21 protein-coding genes and 1 pseudogene are annotated in these 23961 nt (G+C 62.3%); 17 read left to right on the top strand and 5 right to left on the bottom strand.

Going from position 1 to position 23961, the window contains the following annotated elements:
* The first annotated feature begins 259 nt into the window (after window positions 1-259).
* Window positions 260-1327 (top strand): calcium:cation antiporter, encoded by a 1068-nt coding sequence (locus tag JKL46_RS27360; RefSeq protein ID WP_201839135.1) that lies wholly within the window; start codon window positions 260-262, stop codon window positions 1325-1327.
* Between the two features lie 232 nt (window positions 1328-1559).
* Here the strand turns inward: JKL46_RS27360 and JKL46_RS27355 are convergent, their stop codons facing one another.
* Together JKL46_RS27355 and JKL46_RS27350 are read right to left on the bottom strand one after the other, a co-directional pair.
* A complete protein-coding gene (locus JKL46_RS27355) occupies window positions 1560-3005 on the bottom strand; it encodes a GntP family permease (RefSeq protein ID WP_201839133.1) in 1446 nt (481 codons plus the stop codon).
* Window positions 3006-3278: 273 nt separating this feature from the next.
* Entirely contained in the window at window positions 3279-3875 is a 597-nt protein-coding gene (locus JKL46_RS27350; protein WP_201839128.1) for a HupE/UreJ family protein, read from the bottom strand.
* 604 nt (window positions 3876-4479) lie between these two features.
* Here JKL46_RS27350 and JKL46_RS27345 point away from each other — a divergent pair.
* The 9 genes from JKL46_RS27345 (at window position 4480) to JKL46_RS27305 (ending at window position 12361) form a co-directional block, all read left to right on the top strand.
* Window positions 4480-4782 carry an urease subunit gamma gene (locus JKL46_RS27345; RefSeq protein WP_201839126.1) on the top strand — a complete coding sequence of 101 codons (303 nt, stop codon included), beginning with the start codon at window positions 4480-4482 and terminating at the stop codon, window positions 4780-4782.
* Window positions 4783-4818: 36 nt separating this feature from the next.
* Window positions 4819-5268 carry an urease subunit beta gene (locus JKL46_RS27340; protein ID WP_201839125.1) on the top strand — a complete coding sequence of 150 codons (450 nt, stop codon included), beginning with the start codon at window positions 4819-4821 and terminating at the stop codon, window positions 5266-5268.
* Between the two features lie 51 nt (window positions 5269-5319).
* A complete protein-coding gene (locus JKL46_RS27335; protein ID WP_201839124.1) occupies window positions 5320-7041 on the top strand; it encodes an urease subunit alpha in 1722 nt (573 codons plus the stop codon).
* A 12-nt stretch (window positions 7042-7053) separates the two neighbouring features.
* Window positions 7054-7653: an urease accessory protein UreE gene (locus JKL46_RS27330; RefSeq protein ID WP_201839123.1), complete on the top strand. Its 600-nt coding sequence runs from the start codon at window positions 7054-7056 to the stop codon at window positions 7651-7653.
* Complete coding sequence (locus JKL46_RS27325; RefSeq protein WP_201839122.1) at window positions 7646-8353, top strand: urease accessory protein UreF; 708 nt, start codon at window positions 7646-7648, stop codon at window positions 8351-8353. The genes JKL46_RS27330 and JKL46_RS27325 overlap by 8 nt, the downstream gene beginning before the upstream one ends.
* Window positions 8354-8365: 12 nt before the next feature.
* Window positions 8366-9010 carry an urease accessory protein UreG gene (gene ureG, locus JKL46_RS27320; RefSeq protein ID WP_201839121.1) on the top strand — a complete coding sequence of 215 codons (645 nt, stop codon included), beginning with the start codon at window positions 8366-8368 and terminating at the stop codon, window positions 9008-9010.
* Entirely contained in the window at window positions 9007-9957 is a 951-nt protein-coding gene (locus JKL46_RS27315; protein WP_201839120.1) for an urease accessory protein UreD, read from the top strand. The genes ureG and JKL46_RS27315 overlap by 4 nt, the downstream gene beginning before the upstream one ends.
* Before the next feature lie 60 nt (window positions 9958-10017).
* Window positions 10018-11034 (top strand): urea transporter, encoded by a 1017-nt coding sequence (yut, locus tag JKL46_RS27310; RefSeq protein ID WP_201839119.1) that lies wholly within the window; start codon window positions 10018-10020, stop codon window positions 11032-11034.
* Window positions 11035-11728: 694 nt separating this feature from the next.
* Entirely contained in the window at window positions 11729-12361 is a 633-nt protein-coding gene (locus tag JKL46_RS27305; RefSeq protein ID WP_201839117.1) for a tyrosine-type recombinase/integrase, read from the top strand.
* A 333-nt stretch (window positions 12362-12694) separates the two neighbouring features.
* Here the strand turns inward: JKL46_RS27305 and JKL46_RS27300 are convergent, their stop codons facing one another.
* Genes JKL46_RS27300 through JKL46_RS27290 form a run of 3 tightly spaced genes read right to left on the bottom strand, consistent with a single transcriptional unit; the run spans window position 12695 to window position 17161 of the window.
* Window positions 12695-12892 carry a hypothetical protein gene (locus tag JKL46_RS27300; protein WP_201839112.1) on the bottom strand — a complete coding sequence of 66 codons (198 nt, stop codon included), beginning with the start codon at window positions 12890-12892 and terminating at the stop codon, window positions 12695-12697.
* Window positions 12893-12929: 37 nt separating this feature from the next.
* Window positions 12930-16052 carry an efflux RND transporter permease subunit gene (locus JKL46_RS27295; protein ID WP_201839110.1) on the bottom strand — a complete coding sequence of 1041 codons (3123 nt, stop codon included), beginning with the start codon at window positions 16050-16052 and terminating at the stop codon, window positions 12930-12932.
* Window positions 16052-17161 carry an efflux RND transporter periplasmic adaptor subunit gene (locus tag JKL46_RS27290; protein WP_201839108.1) on the bottom strand — a complete coding sequence of 370 codons (1110 nt, stop codon included), beginning with the start codon at window positions 17159-17161 and terminating at the stop codon, window positions 16052-16054. The genes JKL46_RS27295 and JKL46_RS27290 overlap by 1 nt, the downstream gene beginning before the upstream one ends.
* An 87-nt stretch (window positions 17162-17248) precedes the next feature.
* Between JKL46_RS27290 and JKL46_RS27285 the strand changes: the two genes are divergently transcribed.
* The 7 genes and pseudogenes from JKL46_RS27285 to JKL46_RS27255 all read left to right on the top strand — a co-directional run bounded on the left by JKL46_RS27285 (window position 17249) and on the right by JKL46_RS27255 (window position 23705).
* Window positions 17249-17866 carry a TetR/AcrR family transcriptional regulator gene (locus JKL46_RS27285; protein WP_201839107.1) on the top strand — a complete coding sequence of 206 codons (618 nt, stop codon included), beginning with the start codon at window positions 17249-17251 and terminating at the stop codon, window positions 17864-17866.
* On the top strand, window positions 17863-18000 hold the full coding sequence (locus tag JKL46_RS27280; RefSeq protein WP_201839106.1) for a hypothetical protein: 138 nt from the start codon (window positions 17863-17865) through the stop codon (window positions 17998-18000). Before JKL46_RS27285 ends, JKL46_RS27280 begins: the two co-directional genes overlap by 4 nt.
* Window positions 18001-18049: 49 nt before the next feature.
* Window positions 18050-19354, top strand: a complete 1305-nt coding sequence (gene fabF / locus JKL46_RS27275; protein WP_201839105.1) for a beta-ketoacyl-ACP synthase II — start codon at window positions 18050-18052, stop codon at window positions 19352-19354.
* A gap of 66 nt (window positions 19355-19420) precedes the next feature.
* Window positions 19421-20236 (top strand): oxidoreductase, encoded by an 816-nt coding sequence (locus JKL46_RS27270; protein WP_201839104.1) that lies wholly within the window; start codon window positions 19421-19423, stop codon window positions 20234-20236.
* 162 nt (window positions 20237-20398) lie between these two features.
* A pseudogene (locus JKL46_RS27265) lies at window positions 20399-21133 on the top strand (NADPH-dependent F420 reductase).
* Window positions 21134-21380: 247 nt separating this feature from the next.
* Window positions 21381-22820, top strand: a complete 1440-nt coding sequence (locus JKL46_RS27260) for an IS1182 family transposase (protein ID WP_201839103.1) — start codon at window positions 21381-21383, stop codon at window positions 22818-22820.
* A 612-nt stretch (window positions 22821-23432) separates the two neighbouring features.
* Window positions 23433-23705, top strand: a complete 273-nt coding sequence (locus JKL46_RS27255) for a hypothetical protein (protein WP_201839102.1) — start codon at window positions 23433-23435, stop codon at window positions 23703-23705.
* Window positions 23706-23961: the final 256 nt, after the last annotated feature.

The raw sequence follows: 23961 nt of genomic DNA, 5'->3' as shown, positions 1-23961 counted from the left end.
GACAGGTCGCCGGAAGAGATCACGCGTCCGAAGCACCACATCTCCAAGCCGGAGTTCATGATCACTGTTGCAACACCCGTCACGACGGAGACGAGTCTGCGAGGGCATTCCAGCAACTATAGATGTGCTCTCCATTTCCCGGAAACAAATTCACGTCGTGATCGCTCAATCCGCTCAGAGGTGGTCACCTGGACATCAGGAAGTTGCGCTTATAGTCTCGGTAATATGGCGATCTGCGGTGGACGTACAGGAACCACGCATGAACCACACGGTCACGCCTGCCGAGAGATGGGCTTTTCTGGGCTGTTCCGGGGTCGTTGCCGTTACCGGGCTCCTCCATTCAGTCGCAGCCAATCCGGTCCTGGTCTTCATCATGGCTGCGATTGCACTCGCGGGAATTGCATTTGTCATGGGCGAGGCGACCAGCCAACTCGGAAATCATCTTAGCGCATCGGCCGCCGGTATGATCCAATCGGCGCTCGGCAATCTACCCGAGCTCTTCGTCTGCATCTTCGCTCTCCGTGCAGGCTCAGTAGAGGTGGTGCAGGCCGCGCTGATCGGTTCAATTCTTGCCACCGCACTCCTGATCCTTGGCATTGCGTTGACGGTTGGCAGCGCACGGCACGGCTTGCTGAAATTCGAAAGTCGGATGCCGCGGATGATCGCCGTTTTGCTGCTGCTGGCGGTCTCGGCGCTGGTGCTGCCGACGCTCACGCACGAGCTGTACCTGCCGGCAGCTCAGCACGAGCTGGAACTCGCCGTCGTTTGCGCTGTCGCGTTACTTCTGGTCTTTGCCGTTTCAACGCATGTGATGTTGCGCAGCGGCGAACGCAGGATTCCACCAGACGCCCGCGCACGCTCACGCATCTGGCCACCGTGGTTGGCAGTGGCGTTGTTGTTTGCCTGTGGTCTGGCAGTTATCCTGGTGTCGGATTGGTTTATCGGGGCACTCCTGCCAGCAACCGAACGGCTCGGCATATCGGAGGCTTTCGCGGGTTTTGTGGTCGTGGCCATTGCCAGCAACACCGCCGGCGTGGCCGAGATCCGGCTTGCCTTCCAGGGCAAGGCGGACCTGGCTGTCAGTGTCGCGCTCAACGGGGCCCTGCAAGTGGCGATCGCGTTGATCCCGACCCTGGTCCTCATCAGCTTCTTCTTTTTTCCCGAGACACCTTTCACGCTGACCATTCAACCGATCATGGCGATCGCTCTGATGCTTTCGGTGCTGGTGGTGACGCTCGTCTGCGTGGACGGGCGGGCCGACATGGCCGACGGTGCGGCGCTGGTTGGGCTGTATGTTCTGATCACAGCGATTTTCTGGTGGGACTAACGGAGTCGTATCCTGCCCGAGAAATGCCTCCTCGTCGTGCTTGACGCCAGGCTACGTCTCGTCCTGCCGATGAGGTTCAGGAGGACGAGACACGTCGATATGCACTCCAGGTGAGACGGGAAGCCTCAGTCTCACCCGACGGACGCAAAATGGTGTCAAAACCGCGCAGTCCCGCTATCAAATTCAAATCGAAGATTGGGCTGACCTCCCAATGACCGTGATAACCCAGCCGTCAAAACGATCCGAAAACTGAACCCAGTATCAGGACGGCGACAAGGGCGATAACGCAACTGACGATCACGGTCATGACCATGTCCAGATAGCTTTCACCGTGGGTCAGGCCGCTGATTTGCAGCAATAGCAACACGGTGCCGTTGTGGGGAAGAGCGTCCAGCGTCCCGGCGCTCATCGTCGTGATCCGGTGCATCAACTCGGGATCGATGTCGTGCTCGGCGGCAAGGCGCATGAAGTCGCCGCCGAAAGCATTGAGGACGATTGCCATCCCGCCGGACGCGGTACCGGTCAGCCCGGCCAACACGTTCATCGCGACGGACAGCGAGACCAGCGGCCCTCCCTGAATCGCGAAGACCGCATCGCGAACCGTCTCGAACGCCGGCAGTGCGGCAACGACCGCGCCGAAGCCGACGAGACTGGCGATCATCAGCATCGGCAAGGCCGCGGAATTCGCACCGGCGTCCAGGCTTTCGCGGGGGGATGGCAGGCGTCGGAAGTTGACGAGAAGGACGGTCAGGTTTGCCGCCGCCAAGGCGACGATGACCGACCAGACGCCGCTCACGGCTCCGAACGTCGTACCGCCCCACTGGGGCTCGGACAGGAACGAGAAGTCGAGCCGCGGGAACACGACAAGCGACATCAGGAAGTTCACGACGATGACGACGACGAGCGGCAGCACGGCCAGGACGAAGGGAGGCCCGTCCTCGGCCCGCTTGCCGTGTGGCAACTCGGCCGGGTCGAAGTCGCCCGCTGGTGCCGCCTGCTCGCGAACCATCTCGTCGATGACGAGAGCGGTTCCCGCCTCGCTCGCGTAGCCTTCGCCAGCTTTGCGCGCGGCCGCCTCGGCGCGGCCGAGCCACCACATGCCAAAGGCGACGATGATGGCCGACGCGATGATGCTCAGCCCGGGGGCCGCGAAGGTCGTCGTGCCGAAGTAAGGCATCGGAATGGCGTTGTTGACCGAGGGGGTTCCCGGCATCACCGACATGGTGAACGTGAACGCACCGAGACCGATGGCCGCCGGCATCAACCGGGCTGGGAGGTCCGCGGCCTTGAACATCTCCCGCGCCATTGGCACGAGGACGAAGAATGCAACGAAGACGCTGACGCCTCCATAGGTGACGACGGCCGAGGCGAGCACGACCGCGAGCATCGTTTGACGCACTCCCAACTGCTTGGTCAGGAAGCGCGCGATCGAGGTGATCGAACCGCTGTCATCCATGAGCTTGCCGAACAACCCGCCGAGCAGGAACATCGGAAACCATTGCGCGACAAACCGTGCAGCCCCGCCCATGAAAGTCTGCGTCCAGTGGGCAAGCAGCGGCTCACCGGAGATCAGGGCAGCCAGAAGCGCCGCCGCCGGGGCGACCATAAGGACGCTCCATCCCCGGTAGGCCAGCCACATAAGCAGCGCGAGCGCGAACAGTATCCCGACGAGTCCCATGATCCACCATCCCCCTGAAGGCGCGTTAAGGCGCTTGAGCGGCCCCGCCGTGACTGCTGTCTCGGGTCGGTTGGACGGTCACTGCACCGCCAGCGACCACGCTATTGCCCGGACTAGGTGGCCGGACCCACGAGAGCGCGGATTGGAGCCTGCCATTCCGGCAACACGATCCGCATCGTTTGGAATCCCAGAGCCGATAGCCACTGTTTCCGCCATGGAAGTTCCTCGCCGCGTGGTGTTCCCGGCGCATCACACGGAATCACCCCGTACGGCTCAGAGGATTGTCGACAGAACCGCCAAGCCATAGAGTCCGATTGCGCCGCCCCCGATTTGAACGGTGCGATACCCGATCCGACCTCCCATGAGACCAACCAACAGTGCACTGCCGGCACCGAGGCCGACCAGAAGGGTCGTCGCGATGAGGAACCCTGCGGCATACGTCAGGGCGGGCACACCGACAGGCATTTCGGCTCCATGGGCATAGCCGTGGAAGATGGCAAACAAGGCAATGAGGCCTGCACCCGTTAGGGTTGACAGATGGGATGGGTAGGCGACGGCCAGCCCAAATGCGACCAGGGAGCCGGCGATCCAAACGTCAAAGGATGGAAGGTCGAACCCGATCATTCCGAGAACGGCTGCTCCTGCCATGACGGAAATGAATGTCGACGGCAGCAGCCACAGGGCTCTCCCGCCAATCCTCGCGGCCAATATGCCGACCGCAACCATGGCCAGGACATGATCGATCCCACTTATCGGATGAGCGATGCCATGTATGAACCCCGCTGCATCACCGTGCCCGGTATGAGCAAGCGTAGCGGTAGGAGCCAACATGACTGCCGAGGCGAGTATTGTTATGGTTGCACGTCTCATGATCCTCTCCTTGTTTTACCGAAGAAGATGCCCAAAGCCTGCGCGGGACTACGAGACAAGCTGAGACGCCTGCTCACCGAACAGGAACAACACTAAGGCGGCTCGCAAAAGACAGTGTATGGGCAAAGTCATGGCGAGACAATCATCCCCTCTCGCGATGCCGTTGACTATAAGGTAATCCCATAAATTCTACGGCAGGCCTACGGACGCGGGCGGGCGCAAGCAGCCTTCTTTATTGAACCGTGATTGCTGATATGCCGTTTCCCTTGGGCAGGGCCGACTTGGAATCCTGGCGATGGGGTTGCTTTTTGAGCTCGACTCAGGGTTTCCCCGAGATGACTCCAGGGTTAGTCCCGACAGACGCATGGCTCGCGATTGTTGCTCTCTTGTGCTATTATCATGGAAGGCAACGCCCTGCATCGTCGTCGCGAGGAGGATCTCCTATGCCTCAATTGATGCCCATCGAATTCCGCTACACTGCCGAGCTCAACCGTATCTTGACGCAACTGACCCCGTTTAGGGGCCGTTGACAGGCCCCGTCGGCCTGCAAGACGCAGTCGCCGCGAACTGATTGTTGTGTTGAATCCAGGAACTGGAGGCAGCGATGCAACTCACCCCGCGCGAGTTCGACAAACTCCTCATCTATATGATGGCTGATGTTGCGTTGAAGCGGAAAGCCAAGGGCCTGAAGCTCAATTATCCGGAAGCCGTCGCTGTCATATCCGCCGTTGCGCTCGACGGGGCCCGAGCCGGCAAGACGATCGAGGACGTGACCAAGGACGCCAGCGGGGCATTGACCGCGGCCGATGTCATGGACGGTGTCCCCGATCTCATTCCCATGGTGCAGGTCGAGGCCATCTTCACCGACGGGAGCCGCCTCGTCACCGTGCACAGGCCGATTCAATAACCGGGATGTTTCGTGCGATGGGGAGGAGGCGGCAGGATGGGTGGACCGAAGACAGGACCGGCCGTTGACCCTGATACGGACCCGGCAACATTCGACGTACCGGTTGGCGGCTACGTTTGCAGCCCGGCGCCGATCACCTTTGATGACGACAGGGCGGTGACCACGCTCAAGGTGCGGAATACCGGCGACCGTCCTATCCAGGTCGGGTCGCATTTCCACTTTTTCGAGGTCAATCCTGCGCTGGAGTTCGACCGCCCCGCGGCGTTCGGTCTCCACCTCAACATTCCATCGTCCACCGCGACCCGCTTCGAGCCCGGCGACGAGCGCGAGGTGCAGCTCGTCGCCTATGGCGGCAAGCGTGCCGTCTTCGGGTTCAACAATCTCGTCGATGGTCCGACGGCCGGGAAGGATTCCGCCAAACGCAAGGCCGCCGCCGTGGCACTGGCTGGCCAGCGGGGCTACCGCTCCTCCCCGTCGACATCCTGAACTGGACCTTCGTTCGGAAGATCGCATCGATTTACTTGTCTGGAGGCACCCATGCCCACCATCTCGCGACAGGAGTACGTCGGCCTTTTCGGGCCGACGACCGGCGACCGCATCCGCCTGGGTGACACTGGCTTGTTCATCGAGATCGAACGCGATCTCCGTGGCGGTTACGGCGACGAGATCGTCTTCGGCGGCGGCAAGAGCATGCGCGAAGGCATGGGCATGGACAACCAGGTGACGCGGGGAAACGGCGCCCCCGACCTGGTGATTACCAACGTGACCATCGTCGACGCCGTCCTCGGTGTGGTGAAGGCCGATATAGGGATCAAGGACGGCCGCATCTCTGCCATTGGCAAGGCCGGCAACCGCCAGACGATGGACCGGATCACGCCCGGCCTCGAGATCGGTCTCGCCACCGATGCGATCTCGGGATCGCATCTGATCCTGACGCCCGGCGGCATCGACACGCACATTCACTTCATCAGCCCCCAACAGGCCCAGGCGGCGCTTTCGAACGGTACCACCACGCTGATCGGCGGAGGCACCGGTCCCTCGGACGGCTCCAATGCCACGTCGGTTACGTCCGGTCCTGGGAACATAACGATGATGTTGCGGGCGTTCGAAGGCTGGCCGATCAATGTCGGCATCCTTGGCAAGGGCCACGGGCACGGCAAGGCCGCGCTGGTCGAACAGATCGAGGCCGGCGCCGTCGGCTTCAAGTGCCACGAGGACTGGGGCACCAGCCCCGCAGCTCTGCGGTCGGCCCTCACCGTCGCCGACGAAATGGACGTCCAGGTCTGCATCCACACCGACACGCTCAATGAATCCGGGTTCGTCGATGACTCGATTGCAGCATTTGAGGGACGCGCCGTGCACTCCTTCCATACCGAGGGATCGGGGGGCGGCCATGCCCCGGACATCATCAAGATCGCCGGCCTCGCCAACGTCCTGCCATCCTCGACCAACCCGACGCTCCCCTACGGCATCAACTCGCAGGCCGAGCTCTACGACATGATCATGGTGTGCCACCACCTCAGCCCCGACATCCCGTCGGACGTGGCGTTCACTGAAAGCCGCATCCGCGCCGAGACCATCGCGGCCGAGAATGTTCTCCAGGACATGGGCGTGATCTCGATGTTCTCGAGCGACTCGCAAGCGATGGGGCGGATCGGCGAGTGCTGGCTTCGGTGCATCCAGACGGCGGATGCGATGAAGACCCAGCGCGGCAAACTCCCCGAGGATGCCTCGGGCAACGACAATTTTCGGGTCCTGCGTTATGTCGCCAAGATCACCATCAACCCGGCCATCACCCACGGCATCGCCGACATGCTCGGTTCCGTCGAGGTCGGCAAGATCGCCGACCTCGTGCTGTGGGAACCGGCCTTCTTCGGGGCGAAGCCGAGGATGGTCATCAAGGGCGGGTTCATCAGTTGGGCAGGCATGGGCGACCCCAATGCATCCCTGCCGACGCCGCAGCCCGTCTACTACCGACCGATGTTCGGCGCCTACGGCAATGCCCTGGCGGAGACCTGCATCACCTTCGTGTCCGGTGCGGCACACGCCGCCGGGGTCAAGGAGCGACTGGGACTCAGGCGGCAGGTTCATCCGGTCGGGAACGTGCGCAAGATCGGCAAACGCGACATGGTCCGCAATACCGGCACCCCCACCATCGAAGTGAACCCGGAGACATTCGCCGTCACCGTCGACGGCACGCACGCGACGGTGCCGCCATTGAAGTCAGTCTCCCTGAACCAGAAGTATTTCTTTAGCTGACAGGATCGTCGCATGGTCATCATCGAAACGGTTTTGGGCAACATCGGCGATCCGGAATGGGCTGCCCGTCTCAAGGATGCCGAGATCGACGTGCTGCAACTCGATCAATGGGAGGCGCAGAAGAGCCGCTTCCGAAAGGCCAGCAGGAAGGGTTCGGTGCTGGCGGTCTCCCTCAGCCGGGACACTCATATCCGCGACGGCGACGTGATGCTGTGGGATCCGCAGGTCCGCTTGGCCGTCATTGCCAGGATCGAGCTGCGCGATGTCATGATCGTGCATTTGGATGCGCTTGTGCACGTGGCCCCCGAGGTGGCGATGCGGACCTGCATCGAACTCGGTCACGCCATGGGCAACCAGCATTGGCCCGCCCTGGTCAAGGGCCATGTCGTCTACGTGCCGCTGACGATTGATCGCAAGGTGATGGACTCGGTCATGCGAACGCACGCCTTCGAGCACGTCCGGTGGGAATTCGCGCCCGGCACCGAGGTCATCTCATATCTCACTCCCCATGAATCCCGCCGGCTCTTCGGCGGAGCCGAAGGCCCGGTGCACTCGCATGTCCATGAACATGGAGGGTCGGCACAGTCCCACCGCGAGCATCGCCATGGCTGATGCCGCCACGACGGTCCAGGTGTCGGCGCTCGCACACATGCTGCAATTCGGCGACTCGATGTTCCCGATCGGCGGGTTCGCCTTCTCGTCCGGACTGGAATCGGCCGTCCAGAAAGGCGCGGTCACCGATGCATCGACCCTGCTGGCGTTCACCCGAACGGCAGTGGAACAAGCGGCTCGCGGCGACGGGATCGCCCTGGTCGCCGCCCATCGCGCCGCGATGGCAGGCGACGTCACCGAACTCATTCGCATTGATGAGGCGGTCTACGCCCGCAAGCTCTCGGACGAGGCGCGGACCATGTCGGTCCGCATGGGCAGGAAGTTCACAGAAATGGGCGTGCATGTCCTGGGCGCTCCGCTGCTCCACGCGTGGCACGACTGTATCCGGAAGGGACAGGGGCACGGATGTTACCCGGTTGCGCTGGCGATCAACTTTGCCGTTCAGGCCCTGTCCGAGCGTCACGCCTTTGCCGTACACCAATACGGGATCGCGGCATCCATTCTCGGCGCGGCGCTGCGGCTGATGAAGGTGAGCCATCTCGATACGCAGAAGGTCCTCTACGAACTGAGCGGCGACATCGAGACGGCCTACGAGCGAGCCGCCAAGGCGCGGCTGACGGACATGTCCGGCTACGCGCCTCTCATGGAGATCCTGGCCGCGGTTCACATCAAGGCGCACGTGCGCCTGTTCATGAATTGATGGGAGAGGGGAATGACCAAGAAAATCACGCGGATCGGCATCGGCGGCCCCGTCGGATCGGGGAAGACCGCGATCGTGGAGGCGATCACCCCACGGTTGCTCGAGCGCGGCATCAAGGTCCTGATCATCACCAACGACGTGGTCACGACCGAGGATGCCAAGCACGTGCAGCGCTCCCTCAAGGGCGTCCTGTTGCAGGAACGCATCCTTGGAGTGGAGACCGGCGCGTGTCCCCATACGGCTGTCCGTGAGGATCCGAGCATGAACCTCGCGGCCGTCGAGGACATGGAGGAGCGCTTTCCGGACAGCGACGTGATGCTGATCGAAAGCGGGGGCGATAACCTGACCCTCACGTTTTCGCCCGCGCTCGTCGACTACTTCATCTACGTCATCGACGTTGCGGCGGGGGACAAGATCCCGCGGAAGAACGGGCCCGGCATCACGCATTCCGACATCCTGGTCATCAACAAGATCGATCTCGCCCCTTACGTCGAGGCGAGCCTTGAGGTCATGCGGAACGACTCGCTCCTGATGCGAGGCGGCAAGCCGTTCCTGTTCACCAACTGCAAGACCGAGGAGGGTATTCCGGAGTTGGTCGAGATGATCGAGCGGGAGTTCCTGTTCGACATCAATGTGTCTGAGAGGGCATCGGCATGATGGTGGCGGGCTCGTTGCCGTGGGCCGCGGCCGAAGCTCTGGGTACATCTGTTCCGGAACTGGCGGCATATCAGGATGAGCCGCCTCAGATGAAGAGCGGCACCATCGGCAAGACAGGCTACCTGCGGCTTGGGTTCGAGACCCGCGGCAGCCGGACCATCCTGGCGACCCTCGAGCGTCGTGTTCCGTATCTGGCCCAGCGTGCGCTGTATTGCGACCAGGAAATGCCGGACCTTGCCACCGTGTTTCTCATCACGACCACGGGTTGTCTTCTCCAGGGAGACCGGATGGCTCTCGACCTCCAACTCGGTCATGGGGCGCAGGCGCACGTTACGTCACAATCGGCAACCAAGATCCATGGGATGGACGCCAATTACGCGGTCCAAACCCAGACTGTTACGCTGGCCAAGGACGCCTATCTCGAGTTTGTCCCCGAGCCCATCATCCCTCATCGGCGTGCCCGCTTTGTCAGCAACACGCAGGTCTGCGTTGCACCGTCGGCCACGTTGCTCCTGTCGGAGATCCTCCAGCCCGGCCGGAAGCATCATCATCCTGACGAGTGTTTTGGCGCAACCGTGGTCTCGCTATCGGTCGCGGCGGTGCGCCCTGACGGCCGTACGTTGTTCACGGAGAAGCTCATGATCGAGCCCGAGCGATTTGCAATGCGGCAGGTCGGCGTGATGAATGCCTTTGACGTGTTCGGCAACGTGATCCTTTGCACGCCCAAGGACAAGGCGGAGCGCATCCTCGAGCGGGTGGAGGCCGACGTTCGAATGGCCGACGGCATCGCGTTCGGGGCTTGCCGGCTGCCAAATGACGCTGGCCTGATCTACAAGGTGCTGGGCCACAATACGGCCCAGGTGAAGGCAAAAGTGCGAGAGTTTTGGGGGATTGTGCGTAAGGAAGTCACCGGTGCGGACCTCCCGCCTCCGTTCCTATGGCGATGAGGCGACTGACCTTGCCGCTGATCTTCCTTTACGAGGACCAGAAGTTTCGTGGAGGTGGCGATGCAGAAGCTTCTGAAGTACTGGGAAAGCCTGTGCACATCGTCGGTTGTCTTGCGGTTCGTGGACGCCAACCTGCGTGGCATCGGGCAGGTGATGTTCCAGGACAACCCGCTGACCGGTCTTCTCTTCCTCATCGCCATCGCCTGGGGTTCATACGCGGCTGGTGTGCCGCACGTGGCGATTGCTGGTGTCGTGGCCGTTGTCGTTGCAACCCTGACGGCGTACTGGCTTCGGCTCGACCCAGCGTCCATCGCAGCCGGCCTCTATGGCTATAACGGAGTTCTTGTCGGGCTCGCCCTGGCGACGTTTCTCGCGCCCGGGGCACTGCTCTGGGGCTACATGGTGCTGGGAGCCGCGGTCTCGGTCGTCGCCACGTGCGGGATCGCCAACGCGTTGAAGCCCTGGGGCGCCTCCGCCCTGACCTTTCCATTCGTCGTCGTCACATGGCTGCTTCTGCTGGCGTCCTACGGCTTCTCCGGGCTGACGGGCACGGCGCTCCCAACCGGCAGTGTTGTCGTTCCCTTCCAGGCCTACGAGGCGAGTCCGCTCCAGGTGGTCGATCTTGTCGGGGGAACCCTCCTGAGCATCTCGCAGGTCTTCCTGAAGGCCAGCGGGGTCGCGGCATTGATTTTCCTCGTCGGCCTCGCGGTGAATTCCCTCGCCGCGGCTGCATTCGCACTCGCTGGCGCAATCCTGGCGGTTCTGACCGCCCATCTCCTGGGCGCCGAGAGCAACCTGATCACCGGGGGCCTTCTTGGCTTCAGTCCCGTCCTGACGGCGATCGCGCTCGGGACAGTCCTCTATCGGCCGAGTGGTCGCGCCGCCGTGTATGCTGCGGTGGGGACTGTGTTCACGGTTATCGCACAGTCGGCCCTGAACGTCGCCTTGATGCCGTTGGCGATCCCGGCACTGACAGCCCCCTTCGTGCTCGTGACATGGCTGTTCTTCCTTCCCCGGAGCTGGGTTGAGTCAGGTTCAGCAACGATCTCTGGTGCCATCGATGCCAGCCCGCCGTGACGCGTACTGTGAATTTTCTGTGGAGATGGTCGTTGCCCTTCTGCCGCTGATCGTGGTGTTACCGGCTGGCCGTTCCGCTGGTCGGGAGCCCTCGACTGGCCATGACACCCGCCCAAGCCCAGCGACAGGCAGACCGGTCAGGGGCAGGCACTGAAATTCCTCCCCCTCCCGGAAGATCCGGTTAGGACTGGTTTGCTGGTCCACCCCGACACGAAGGAATTCGCGCAAGCCCACGTGAAGGCAGACCCCGTTCTTCAAACTGGGGCTGCGCCAATTGATTGACATTTTCCACTGGGGAAGGGGTTCTGGTCGGGGTCATTTGCCCAGTGCATGAGCGCGATCGAGGGCAAAACAGCTATCTGAGTGGTGCAGCAGTCAATGTCGGTTCAGGGTCCAGCCTGTGTGAAAACGCGAACCAGACCGATCAGGGCAAAATATTTGTACAAGTTCTGGCGTCTGCACCGAGGATTCCCCGGCCTAGCAAACCTTACGAGACATAAAGTTTCTTCATGGAGTGGCTCATCAGCGTTTTCACACAGCCTCGGTCACGAGCAGGAGATCGGCGCAAAGTAAGAGACGTCTGGCTTACCCTGGTAAGCTGACGAAAACCTTAGGACGAATGCGCAGCCGGGTTTTGCTATCGGTAGAGACGGCCAAGGTTCATTGCGGGGGGCTTCGCTTCAGGAGCACTGCAATGCAAGACAGTACCTCTGACCATACTTGCCGAACCACCAAACCCTGGAATTGGGGCAAGCTGATTGGCCCCAAGCCGCCTCTCAAGGCGAAGGAGATCTGGTCCATTCGGGTCAGGCTCCAGGTTGCCCATCGCATCCGGGATTTGGCTCTGTTCAACTTGGCTCTCGACAGCAAGTTACGAGCTTGTGACCTCATTGCGCTTCGGGTCGACGATGTGGCCCTCAATGGGCGGGTGCGATCCCGCGCGACCATTATGCAGCGGAAGACGGGCCGGCCTGTTCAGTTCGAGATCACGGAGCAAACCCGGGAGACTGTGGCGCGCTGGCTGGAGAAGAAGGACCTGCATAAGGGCGAGCCGCTGTTTCCGAGCAGAATCAACCGAACGAGACCCATGACCACGCGCCAGTACGCTCGCCTGCTGGCATCCTGGCTTCGCTCGATTGGGCTTGATCCTTCCGCCTACGGCACCCACTCACTCCGGCGCACCAAGGCCTCGATGATCTACCGAAGGACAGGCAATCTCCGAGCCGTTCAGCTTCTGCTGGGTCACACCAAGATTGAGAGCACTGTTCGGTATCTTGGGATCGACGTCGACGACGCCCTTCTGATTGCAGAACAGGTTGAAATCTAAACGCAGAGGCGGCTCGTCGATGAGCCGCCTCAGAAGTCACCAAGCATACCGGAGCAACGTCCGGACTTGAGGCTTAAGCAGCCGCCAAACAAACGACCGAGGCGTGCCATGAGCGGTCCTTCCCTAAACCCGCAATCTCAATCCGTTGGTGGCAGTCTCCGTTTCAGCCGCGGTACCGAAGCGCCTCGACGAGGAGCCTGAAGGCCCGCGAAGACTGACGGCGCTGCGGATAATAAAGGTGGTACTCGCGGTGCTGTTCTGCTCAGGAAAACGCTTTCCCGCCGGAGGTCGAGCGTCAATCGGCCTGCCGCATCGCATTCGACGTTGTCAATGCTACGCCTCTTTTCCGGACGCATCCTGGTAGCCTGGCGGCGCGTCAGGAAACCTGTCGAGACGACCCCCAAGACGAGCAATCTCGCTCTCCAGGTGCCGCACCCGTGCTTCCAGATTATGTAAGTGTTCGCCTGTCGGATCATCTATGCCGGAAAGCGCCACGGAATACAGACGCATCTTCTCCAGAAACCAGTTCATCTTTCTTCCTCGTCTTTCGGATACTCTCAGATCTGCGCTATTCAGCGGCTGCAGCAACGACAGCAAGTCTCTGCGGCTCAGTGTCTTGCAGGGCCTCATGTTCCTCATCGACGACCTCAGGCTTGATCCGGAACCACGCCGCATAGAGGGCCGGCAAGAAGACCAGGATCAAAACTGTTCCAGCCGCCGTACCGCCGATCAGCGTATAGGCCATCGATCCCCAGAAGACGGAGTGCGTGAGGGGGATGAAGGCCAGCACAGCGGCAAGCGCGGTCAGGATCACAGGACGGGTCCGCTGCACCGTGGCCTCGATGACGGCGTGATAGTCGTCAAGGCCGGCAGCGCGGTTCTCCTTGATCTGTTCAGTCAGGATCAGCGTATTGCGCATCAGGATGCCGGCCAGTCCGATCAGGCCCAGAATGGCGTTGAATCCGAAGGGCTGGTTGAAGGTGAGCAACATCGGCACGACGCCGACGAGGCCAAGCGGTGCCGTCAGCAGCACCATGGCCATGGTCGCGAAGGATCGCACCTGCAGCATGATGACGATCAGCGTGACGGCGATCATGGCCGGGAAGACTTTACCCAACGCGGCGTTGGCCTTGGCCGCCTCCTCAATCGATCCACCCAATTCGATGCGATAGCCGACCGGAAGGGATGCGATCAGCGGCTGAAGGGCCGTCATGATCTGCTTGGAAACCTCTGGAGGCTGGGTCGCCTCATTGATGTCCGAGCGGATCGTGATGACGGGCGTGCGATCGCGGCGCTTCAGGATCGGCTCTTCCAGACGGACCTCCGAATGGCCGATCTGGTCGAGCGGAATCTGGCGGCCGTCCCGGCTCATCAGTGAGAAATCCGCCAGACGCGTCGGATCCAGCCGCTCGCCGCCGGCGCTGCGGGCCACGAGGGAGACATTGCGGATGTCCTCGCGGACCTGCGTCACGGCGGTGCCGGTGAGGAGGAACTGGAGCTGCCGGCCCACCTCCGCCGGCGAGAGGCCGATGAGGTTCAGTCGATCCTGATCCGGGATGAAGCGCAGCACGGGTGTGCGGTTGCCCCAATCGCGGTTGGCCTGCCGCACGTCCGGGACGCCGCGCATCGTATCAAGGGCTTTTTCAGAAATCGCGTACAGTTGCGCGGGATCAGGTCCCATGACCCGGAACTCGACCGGGAACGGTGTGTAGGGTCCGAACACAAGCTGCGTGACGCGCACATAGGCCCCGGGTGCGAGCCCCTGTGACACCGCCTCTCGGAGCCGGTGTTTCAAAGCCTCGCGCGCCTCGGCGTCAGGTGTCAGCACAACGATCTTGGCGAAGGCAGGATCAGGCAGTTCCGGCGCCATCGCGAAGAAGAAGCGGGGAGCGCCCTGACCGACATAGCTCGTGACGATCTTGGCCTCGGGCTGGTCGTCCAGCCAGTGTTCGAGCTTCTCGACTGTGGCGGTCGTCGTCTCGATGCTGGTGCCTTCCGGCAGGCGGACCTCCACCAGCACTTCGGGGCGGTCGGATGTCGGGAAGAACTGCTGTTTGACGGTGCCCATGCCGACGCCGGAAAGCGCGAAGGCGATGCCAACGATGCCGCAGGTGACGAACTTGTGGCGCACGGCAAAGGTGATCAGCCGGCGCAGGCGCCGATAGTTCGGTGTGTCGTAGATCGCGTGGTGACCGCCTTCGATCGGTTTGATCGCGGGCAGCATCTTGACGCCGAGATAGGGCGTAAAGACCACCGCGACGATCCAGGAGACAACGAGAGCGAATCCCACGACCCAGAAGATGTTGCCGGCGTATTCGCCGGCCGTCGAGCGCGCAAAGCCCACCGGCAGGAACCCGGCGATCGTCACGAGTGTTCCGGACAGCATCGGCGCCGCCGTGTGGCTCCACGCATAGGCCGCCGCCTTGATGCGGTCCATGCCCTCTTCCATTTTCACCACCATCACCTCGATGGCGATGATGGCGTCGTCCACGAGAAGACCAAGCGCTAGGATGAGGGCGCCGAGCGTGATGCGGTCGAAGAACCGACCGGTTTCGAGCATGATGAGGAATACAACCGCCAGCGTCAGCGGGACGGCGGCTGCCACGACGATGCCGACGCGCCAGCCCAGGCTGAGCAGGCTCACCAGCAGCACCACGCCGAGTGCCATCGCGAACTTCAGCATGAATTCGTCAACCGCCGAGGTGATGTTGACGGCCTGGTCGGTCACCTTGTCGAGCGTCATCCCGAGCGGCAGTGTTTGTGCGAGGGCCGCCGTCCTGTCCTCCAGCGCCTTGCCGAGCGCGAGGCCATCCCAGCCCTCCTGCATCACCGCCGCGAGCATGATGGTGGGCTCACCCTGACGTCGGATGAGGTAGGTGGGAGGATCCTCATAGCCGCGGCGGACCTCGGCGATGTCGGAGAGCTTCAGCGTCCGCCCCGCAGCGGCGATCGGCGTGTCGGCGATCGCCTGGACACTGTCATAAGCGCCGTCGACCCGGATGAAGACGCGCGGCCCCCGGGTGTCGATCGAGCCTGCCGGTGTGACGGTGTTCTGCCGCTGCAAGGCGGCGACGATGTCCTCTGCCGATACGCCGAGGGTTGCCAGTTTGGCATAGGAGAATTCGACAAATATCTGTTCGGGTCGTTCACCGAGAATGTTGATCTTCTTGACACCGGGCACATGCAGAAGGTCCTGGCGGATCACCTCGGCCTGCCGAACCAGCTCGCGCATCGGCATGCCCTTCGCCTTGAGGGCGTAAAGGCCGAAGCTCACATCCGAATATTCGTCATTGACGAAGGGGCCGAAGACGCCGGACGGCAGGTTGCGCGCCTCGTCCCCGAGCTTCTTACGGGCCTGGTAGAACTCCTCCTGTACGACAGATGGCGGTGTGCTGTCCTTCAGCGTCACCGTCATATACGCATAACCTGGCCGGGTGGTCGTCTCCACCCGGTCGTACCAGGTCAGCTCCTGTAGCCGCTTCTCCAACGGTTCGGCGACGAGGTCCTGCATCTCGCGCGCCGTCGCGCCCGGCCATGCCGTCGTGACCGTCAGGGTCTTGATAGTGAAGTTGGGGTCCTCCGCCCGTCCGAGCATGACGAAGGCATAGGCGCCGGCAGCCACCAGCAGGAGGATGAAGAACAAGGTGACGGCCCGTTCGCGAACGGCGAGAGCGGAAAGATTGAGGCTCATCAGTTGCTCCTGCTTTCCAACGCAGTCCTGACGCGAGCGCCCTCCTGCAGGCGATGAGCGCCGAGCGAAACAATCGGATCACCAGAGCTCAGTCCGGAGATCACGGCGGTTTCGCCGCTCACCCGAACAAGCTTGACGGGCTGAAAGCGTACGGTCGAGGTGGCGCTGTCCAACACCCAGACGCCGGTTCTCTGGCCATTGTCCAGCACAGCTCCGAGTGGCACTTCCACCTCCGGCTGGCTGGCCTGGTTCACCAACAGAATGGTCACCGTCGCGCCAAGCGGTGCGGCCGCGGCCTCGCCGTCGAGCACATAGCGGGCCTCATAGGTCCGGGTCTGGGCATCGGCGGCGTCTGACAGCTGCCGGAGTTGTGCCGTATGGCGATGTCCGTCGCTTCCATACACACGGGCCTCGGCCCTCGAGCCGATCGCCGGCCGGATCGTTTCGGGAAGCGCGACCACTGCTTCACGGGGGCCGGCCTGGGCAAGCCGAACCACGGTCTGGCCGGCGGAGACGACCTGTCCCGGCTCGCCAAGCGTTTCGATGACCGTTCCATCCGCGTCCGCCACCAGGACCGAGTAGGTCGCCTCGTTCTCGGCGACCCGTGCTTCTGCTTCAGCGGCGGCGAGTTGCGCCTCGGCTGTATCCGACGCGGCCTTGGCCTGCTCATAGCGCTGTCGGGAAGCCCATCCATTGTTGAGCAAACTGGCGTATCGCCGCTCATCTGCGTCCGTCTGAACGACGGATGCGCGCGCTGCGGCAACGGCGTTGCGCTTCGCCGTGAGCGCCAGGCGAAGGTCGGTTTCGTCGATCCGCATCAGCGGCTGACCGGCTTTGACCGACTGACCGACATTCACAAGCCGTTCCACGATCTTGCCGGCGACGCGAAAACCGAGATTGCTCTGCACCCTTGCTCCGACGATGCCCGTGAAACTGCGTTCGGATCCGGTCACCCACGCTGCCGTCACCAGTCTGACGATCGGCGGATCCTGCCGCGGGTCGCTCACGGCAGAGGCTTCCTGCGTAGGTACAGCAAGTGTGACGACTGCGGCTGTCCCTGACACTGCGATCAGGATGCCTCCCAGTACAACAGCGGGTCTCTTCTTCATGCCCGTCGCCTCGATAAAATTAGATTGCGTTCACACTCTATATCGGATATAGATTACGAATGCAATCTAAAAAAGAGGAGATCGGTGATGCGCGTGAGCCGCGTTCAGGCTGAGGAAAACCGGCAGACGGTCATCAACGTCGCGAGCCGCCTTTTCCGGGAGCATGGCTTTGACGGCATCGGCCTGAAGGACCTGATGGAAGGTGCCGGGCTGACCCAAGGCGCCTTTTACAAGCAGTTTGAATCCAAAGACGATCTGGCGGCGCAGGCTTCCAGACGTGCGCTGGAGAATGCCCTTGGCCGGTGGTCCGCCGCTGCGCAGGCCAATCCGCAGGACCCGCTTGGAGCGGTCGTCGCGTTCTATCTCAGCATGGGGCACCGTGCAGAAAGGATGGACGGCTGCCCAGTGATCGCGCTCGGCTCGGACGCTGCCCGGCAGGGCGCCGACGTAAAGGCGTCATTTGAAGCCGGCATCAGGGATTACCTCGAGATGCTCGGCGGCTGGATTGGCGAGGCCGGCGGCGAGAAGGTCGGCGGGCAGCCCGGCGGCAAGGCGATGGCCATTCTGTCGACGATGGTCGGTGCGGTGGTCCTCTCGCGCGCTGTCAACGACGAGCAGATGTCGAAGCGGTTCCTGCAAGCGGCCGCCGAGAGCGTGCTGACGGGATTGTCTGCCGGCGAGGCCCAAGAAGGACCGCGCCAATGACGATGGATTCTCCGGCCGAAGCGCGCAGCGCAACTGTTTCAACCGCCGACATGGTGGGCTGGTCCGGGCTTGAGCTCATTGCGAGGCTGGCAGAAGCAAGCGGTGATCGCGAGCGCGTGTCCGTACAGGATTGAGCCACGGCTGGACAGCGCTGCCCACGTACCCAGATCGAGAGGAAGATCCATGCGACGGATTGTTGTAACAGGTATGGGCGCGGTCACGCCCCTTGCCGCAGATGTCGAAACGTCCTGGTCGCGTCTCCTGGCCGGTTGCTCGGGCATCCGGAGGCTTCCGGACGATGTGGTGGGAGACCTGCCGGCGAAGGTCGGCGGGGTGGTGCCCTCCCTGCAAGAAGATCCGGACGCTGGTTTCGATCCGGATGCCGTGCTGGCGCCGAAGGATCAGCGCAAGGTAGACCGGTTCATCCTCTTCGGGCTCGCCGCTGCACAAGAGGCACTCGCTCAAGCGAAGTGGACACCCGTCTCGGAAGCGGATCGCCTGCGCACAGCCACGATCATCGCATCAGGCATCGGCGGGTTCCCGGCCATCACCGAGGCGGTGCGTACGGTGGACACGCGCGGTGTCCGCCGCCTGTCGCCGTTCACAGTGCCGTCCTTCCTCGTGAACCTCGCAGCAGGTCATGTCTCGATCCGCCATGGCTTCAAAGGCCCACTGGGCGCGCCGGTGACGGCATGCGCGGCCGGCATCCAGGCGATTGGCGATGCGGCGCGTCTGATCCGCGCAAACGAAGCCGATATCGCCGTGTGCGGAGGAACGGAAGCATGTATGAACATCGTCAGCCTCGGTGGTTTCGCCGCAGCACGCTCTCTTTCCACCGGCTTCAATGAGACGCCGGCACAAGCCTCGCGCCCCTTCGACATGGAGCGCGACGGCTTCGTCATGGGCGAAGGAGCCGGCATCCTTGTCATTGAGGAATTGAGCCACGCGCTGGCGCGCGGTGCGAAACCGCTCGCCGAACTTGTGGGCTACGGCACGACCGCCGATGCGCACCACGTCACGTCCGGCCCCGAGGACGGCAACGGGGCGCGCCGGGCCATGGAGATTGCGATTGCCCAGGCAGAGATTTCGCCGCGCGAGGTTCGTCATCTCAATGCGCATGCGACCTCCACACCGGTCGGCGACCTGGGTGAGATCGAAGCGATCAAGAGCCTGTTCGGGCGTGATTTCGCGATAGCCGTCAGCGCGACGAAATCGGCGACCGGACACCTGCTCGGCGCCGCCGGCGGGCTTGGAGCCATCTTCGCAATCCTCGCGATCAGGGATCAGGTGGCACCGCCGACGCTCAATCTGAGCGCGCCCGATCCGGCCGGCGACGGGATCGACTTCGTCGCAAACGAGGCCCGGCCAATGGAGATGGAGTACGCGATCTCCAATGGCTTCGGCTTTGGCGGAGTGAATGCCAGCGCCTTGTTCAGGCGCTGGACCGCCCGGTGGGCCGACGCGAACGCCGGAGGCGCTCATGGTTGAAGCCCTTCGCTCCGACCTTTCGTCCTTCTCCCACTTTGATCCAACACGAAGAAAGAAATGATTTCCATGAACAAGACCACTCCTAGCGTCGCCCTCGTGACAGGGGCATCCTCCGGCATCGGGCGCGCGACTGCCAAAGCGTTGCAGAGCGCAGGTTTTCGCGTATTCGGAACCAGCCGTCGTGCAACCGCCGAAAGCTCCGACGGCATTACCATGCTGGCCTGCGACGTGACCGATGACGCGTCCGTGGCGAAACTGGTCGATGAGGTGCTGGCCAAGGCCGGGCGCATCGACCTGCTTGTCAATAATGCCGGAATTGGCCTGCTCGGCGGCGCGGAGGAGTCCTCGATTGTCCAAGCTCAATCGCTGTTCGACGTGAACGTCTTCGGCGTTCTTCGCGTGACGAACGCGGTGTTACCGACAATGCGACGTCAAGGGATGGGCAGAATCGTTAACTTGAGTTCGGTGCTGGGTTTAATCCCAGCTCCCTATTCCGCACTCTATTCGTCGACCAAACATGCCATTGAAGGCTATTCCGAATCGCTTGACCATGAACTGCGTCCGTTCGGAATTCGCGTTGTGTTGATTGAGCCTGCATATACCCGTACGTCATTTGAAGAAAATCTCGCCAAGCCGGATCAGTTGCTTGATATCTATGATGCCGCGCGCGCCGGCATGAATGCGATCCTGTGGAAAGCGATAGCAGCAGGCGATGCGCCTGAAGTTGTAGCCAGGGCGGTCTTGAAAGCAGCCACCGAATCCGCTCCGAGGAGGCGCTATACGGCCGGGAAAATGGCGCGCCAGGTCAGTTTCCTGCGCCGTTTCGTCCCTGCATCCGCCTTCGACAAAAGCCTGCGAAAGCAGAACGGGCTGCCGGTCTGACGTCGATATCAACGACATCCTGTTTCGCTCGATGGGGCAGGAGTTGTGAGCGCATTTCAGGAGGTGACACTTTTGGCATTGCGTGAGGAGGGCGCGCATCTCCCAAGCGCCCGCATCCGCGACTGAGGCGGACGCTCTTCCGCCTTCACGAAAGGACATCCCATGAGGATCGGAATCATCGGCGCTGGAAACATCGGCGCCACGTTGGCGCGGAAGCTGGCCGCCAGCGGCCATGAGGTCAAACTCGCGAACTAGCAAGGGCTGGACTCCCTTCGCGACCTCGCCCGTGACCTTGGCGTCATTGCCGTCAGCAAGGAGCAGGCGGTCAGGGACGTCGATGTCGTCGTTCTGTCGATTCCGTTCGCGCGGTACCCTGATCTGGCCGGTCTGTTCAGCGATGTCCCGGCCGAGGTCGTGGTGATTGACACCTCGAACTACTATCCCTTCCGCGACGGCGCGATCACCGAGGTCGATGACGGCAAGCCCGAAAGCGTCTGGGTCAGCGAACAGATCGGCCGCCCGGTCATCAAGGCATGGAACGCGGTGCTGGCCAACCCCCTGTCCGACAGGGGAAAGCCGGCAGGCACGCCGGGACGCATCGCCATTCCGGTCGCCGGCGATGACGCAACCGCGAAGGCCACGGCGTTCCAGCTGGCGGACGCCACGGGGTTCGACGCGCTGGATGCGGGCACACTCGCCGAGTCCTGGCGGCAGCAGCCCGGCACCCCGGGCTACTGCACAGAACTGACGCTGAACAAATTGAAAGCCGCTCTGGCGGCCGCCGACAGACGGCGCGCTCCCGAGAACCGCGAGGCGCTGATCAAGGAATTCACGGCAGCGGGCGCCAAGCTCACGCATGACGAGATCGTCGCCCGCAATCGCGCCGTCACTGCGTGATGGCCAAGTTGCTCACTTCCGGAAGGACGAAAACACGAGGACTAGCACTGTCGGCTCGGGCTCAGTAGCCCGACGCTGGCGCGCAAGTTCAGCGTTGGTGGATACAGCGTTCTCGTGGCGAATTCACGCGGCCTGGAAACGATCGCGACCGGGAAGCGGGAGCATGCGGTGGGTATGTCCGCACTGGGTCCAGGCTGTGTGGAAACGCGCTGATCTGCTAAGCTGATGTTGATCAGCGGACGGCAGCATGAAGCGTTTCGTTGAAGGGGAAGATCGCCGGCAGGCCACCCTGCTTCCTGAATGCCTGGACGACTATGTGGCGCCCGACAATCCTGTGCGCATCGTCGAAGCGTTTGTGGACGAGCTGGATCTGGCGGCCCTCGGCTTCGCCGGCGTGGTGCCTGGGGTGACAGGCCGCCCGGCTTACCATCCCGCGACCCTGCTCAAGATCTACATCTACGGCTATCTCAATCGCGTCCCGTCAAGCCGCCGCCTCGAACGGGAGACCCAGCGCAATCTCGAACTGATGTGGCTGACCGGCAGGCTAATGCCAGACTTCAAGACCATTGCGGACTTCCGCCGCGACAACGGACCGGCCATCCGTGCGGCGTGCGCGCAGCTCGTCGTGCTGTGCCGCAAGCTCAACCTGTTCACCCGCGCGGTCGTTGCCCTCGACGGCTCCAAGTTCAAGGCCGTCAACAATCGCGACAAAAACTTCACCGTCGCCAAGGTGGCCAAGCGCATCGAGCAGGTCGAGGCCGGCATCGCACGTTATCTCGCCGCGCTGGATCGCGCCGATCGGCAGCCTGGCGCGGAGACCGAGGCCAGGACAACCCGCCTCAAGGAGAAGATCGCGGGCCTGCGCCGGGCGATGCAATCTCTGAAGGAGATGGAGCAGCAGGTGGAGGCTGCGCCCGACCAGCAGACCTCTCTGACGGATCCGGGTGCCCGCTCGATGGCCACCAGCGGCAAGGGCACTGGGGTCGTCGGCTACAACGTGCAGATGGCGGTGGAGGCGGAGCATCATCTCATCGTCGCGCACGAGGTGACCAATGTCGGCAACGACCGCACGCAACTGCTGGCGATGGGACAACAAGCCCGGGACGTGATGGCGTGTGAGGAACTCACCGTGCTGGCCGACCGAGGTTACTACAACGGTGACGAGGTGCTGGCCTGCGAGGGCACTGGTGTCCTGCCCTATGTTCCCAAGACCCAAACCTCCGGCAACACCAAACGTGGCCTGTTTCCCGGACAGGACTTCATCTACGACGCCGAACATGACCGCTACATCTGCCCGGCCGGCCAGCATCTGACGAAGGGTAAGGTGCGCTCGGATCGTCGGGACACCATCGACCACTACCGCAATCTGACGGCCTGCTCGACCTGCGCCCTCAAGCCCCAATGCACGCCGGACAAGCACAGGCGGGTGAAGCGCTGGCAGCATGAAGATGTGCTCGACCGGATGCAGGCCCGATTGGAACGCATGCCAGAGGCGATGCTCATTCGCCGGCAAACGGTGGAGCATCCGTTTGGGACCATCAAGGCTTGGATGGGCAGCACTCACTTCCTGATGAAGAGCCTGGAGAAGGTCAAAACCGAGATGAGCCTGCACGTGCTCGCCTACAACCTGAAGCGGATGATCAACATCCTGGGTGTCAGACCCCTGCTCAAAGCGCTGGCAGCCTGACCTCCCATGCCGGCCAACTCTTGCCGGAGCTGTACATGCAAACAGCGGCCATCGCACGTCGCTCGAAATCGCGTTTCCACACAACCTCGGTCACATTGGGAAGTTCAGACATGCCCGCTGAAGGTCTGCTCACTACGGGAGAACAGACATTCCGGCCTGATCACAGACTATGCTGTGACACCATTGCGGCTGCGCTGGGAGCTATAGGAAGGGGTAGGTGTCGAACGACTCACTTAGTCGTTCGCGCTCTTCGGCTTGGCTTGGGTCGGATCCGGGTCAGCCTCTGCGTCCAGACGTCTGGCTACCTATTGGCTACCTGGGAGAAAACGCATCAAAGGGCAGATGCCGGTAACCCTTTGACATTGTTGGTGATCGCGCTGGGACTCGAACCCAGGACCCTCTGATTAAAAGTCAGTTGGTCTATCGGCTGAGCTACACGCTCGTAGGGGGCAGGATCAGCGAAATACGAAAGGAAAGCCCACCTTGGCTCCTGCAAAGCTTTTGCCCAGGGTTAAGTCAAGATGTGTACCAGCGTCGCGATTGGACCTGTGCTCGGCAGGGAACCTCCTGTGCGGCTCGGGTTTGATGTCTTTGCAAAGAGGAGCGATCCTGATGAAACCTTATGTTCTCCTTTCGGCAATCGGTCTTGCTGTTCTTGCCTTGCCTGCTGCCGGGCAGGCACAGGGGATTGTCCGTGGAGCCGAGCAGGGGGCAGCCGTAGGCAACCGTGCAGCGGGTCCGGTGGGCGGCGCTGTTGGCGGGGCCGTTGGGGGCGTGGCTGGCGGCGTGGCTGGCGGTGTGAAGGGAGTGCTTGGAATCCCCCAGAACACCGGCAGTGTCCATCGGCACCGCACGTCTCACAAGAAGCGCACGGCTCACCATTAACGCTGGCTCGGCGCCAGGCGACCCGAAGCCTTCTTAGCGTCCCCTCGAGGTCGCTGCATTGCATGGAATGAGGCGACAGGGCCGGCAGCGGGTCCGGGCCGGTCCACGTCCCTCAAGCCAAGCTGCCACGGCGGCAGGTTAAAGGACTCTTAGGGAGAGAAGCAGTACAAGCCTGTACGACTAGGGCGTGAACTCATAAAAGATCTTTCATTTGCAGCGAGTTGATGATTCACCTCCCGGTCACGGGAGGATGTGA

This window comes from Microvirga zambiensis WSM3693 (assembly GCF_016735695.1).
GTDB lineage: Bacteria > Pseudomonadota > Alphaproteobacteria > Rhizobiales > Beijerinckiaceae > Microvirga > Microvirga zambiensis.
The sequence above is the reverse complement of the archived record's forward strand: the minus strand, read 5'-3'. Positions and strand labels throughout refer to the sequence as shown.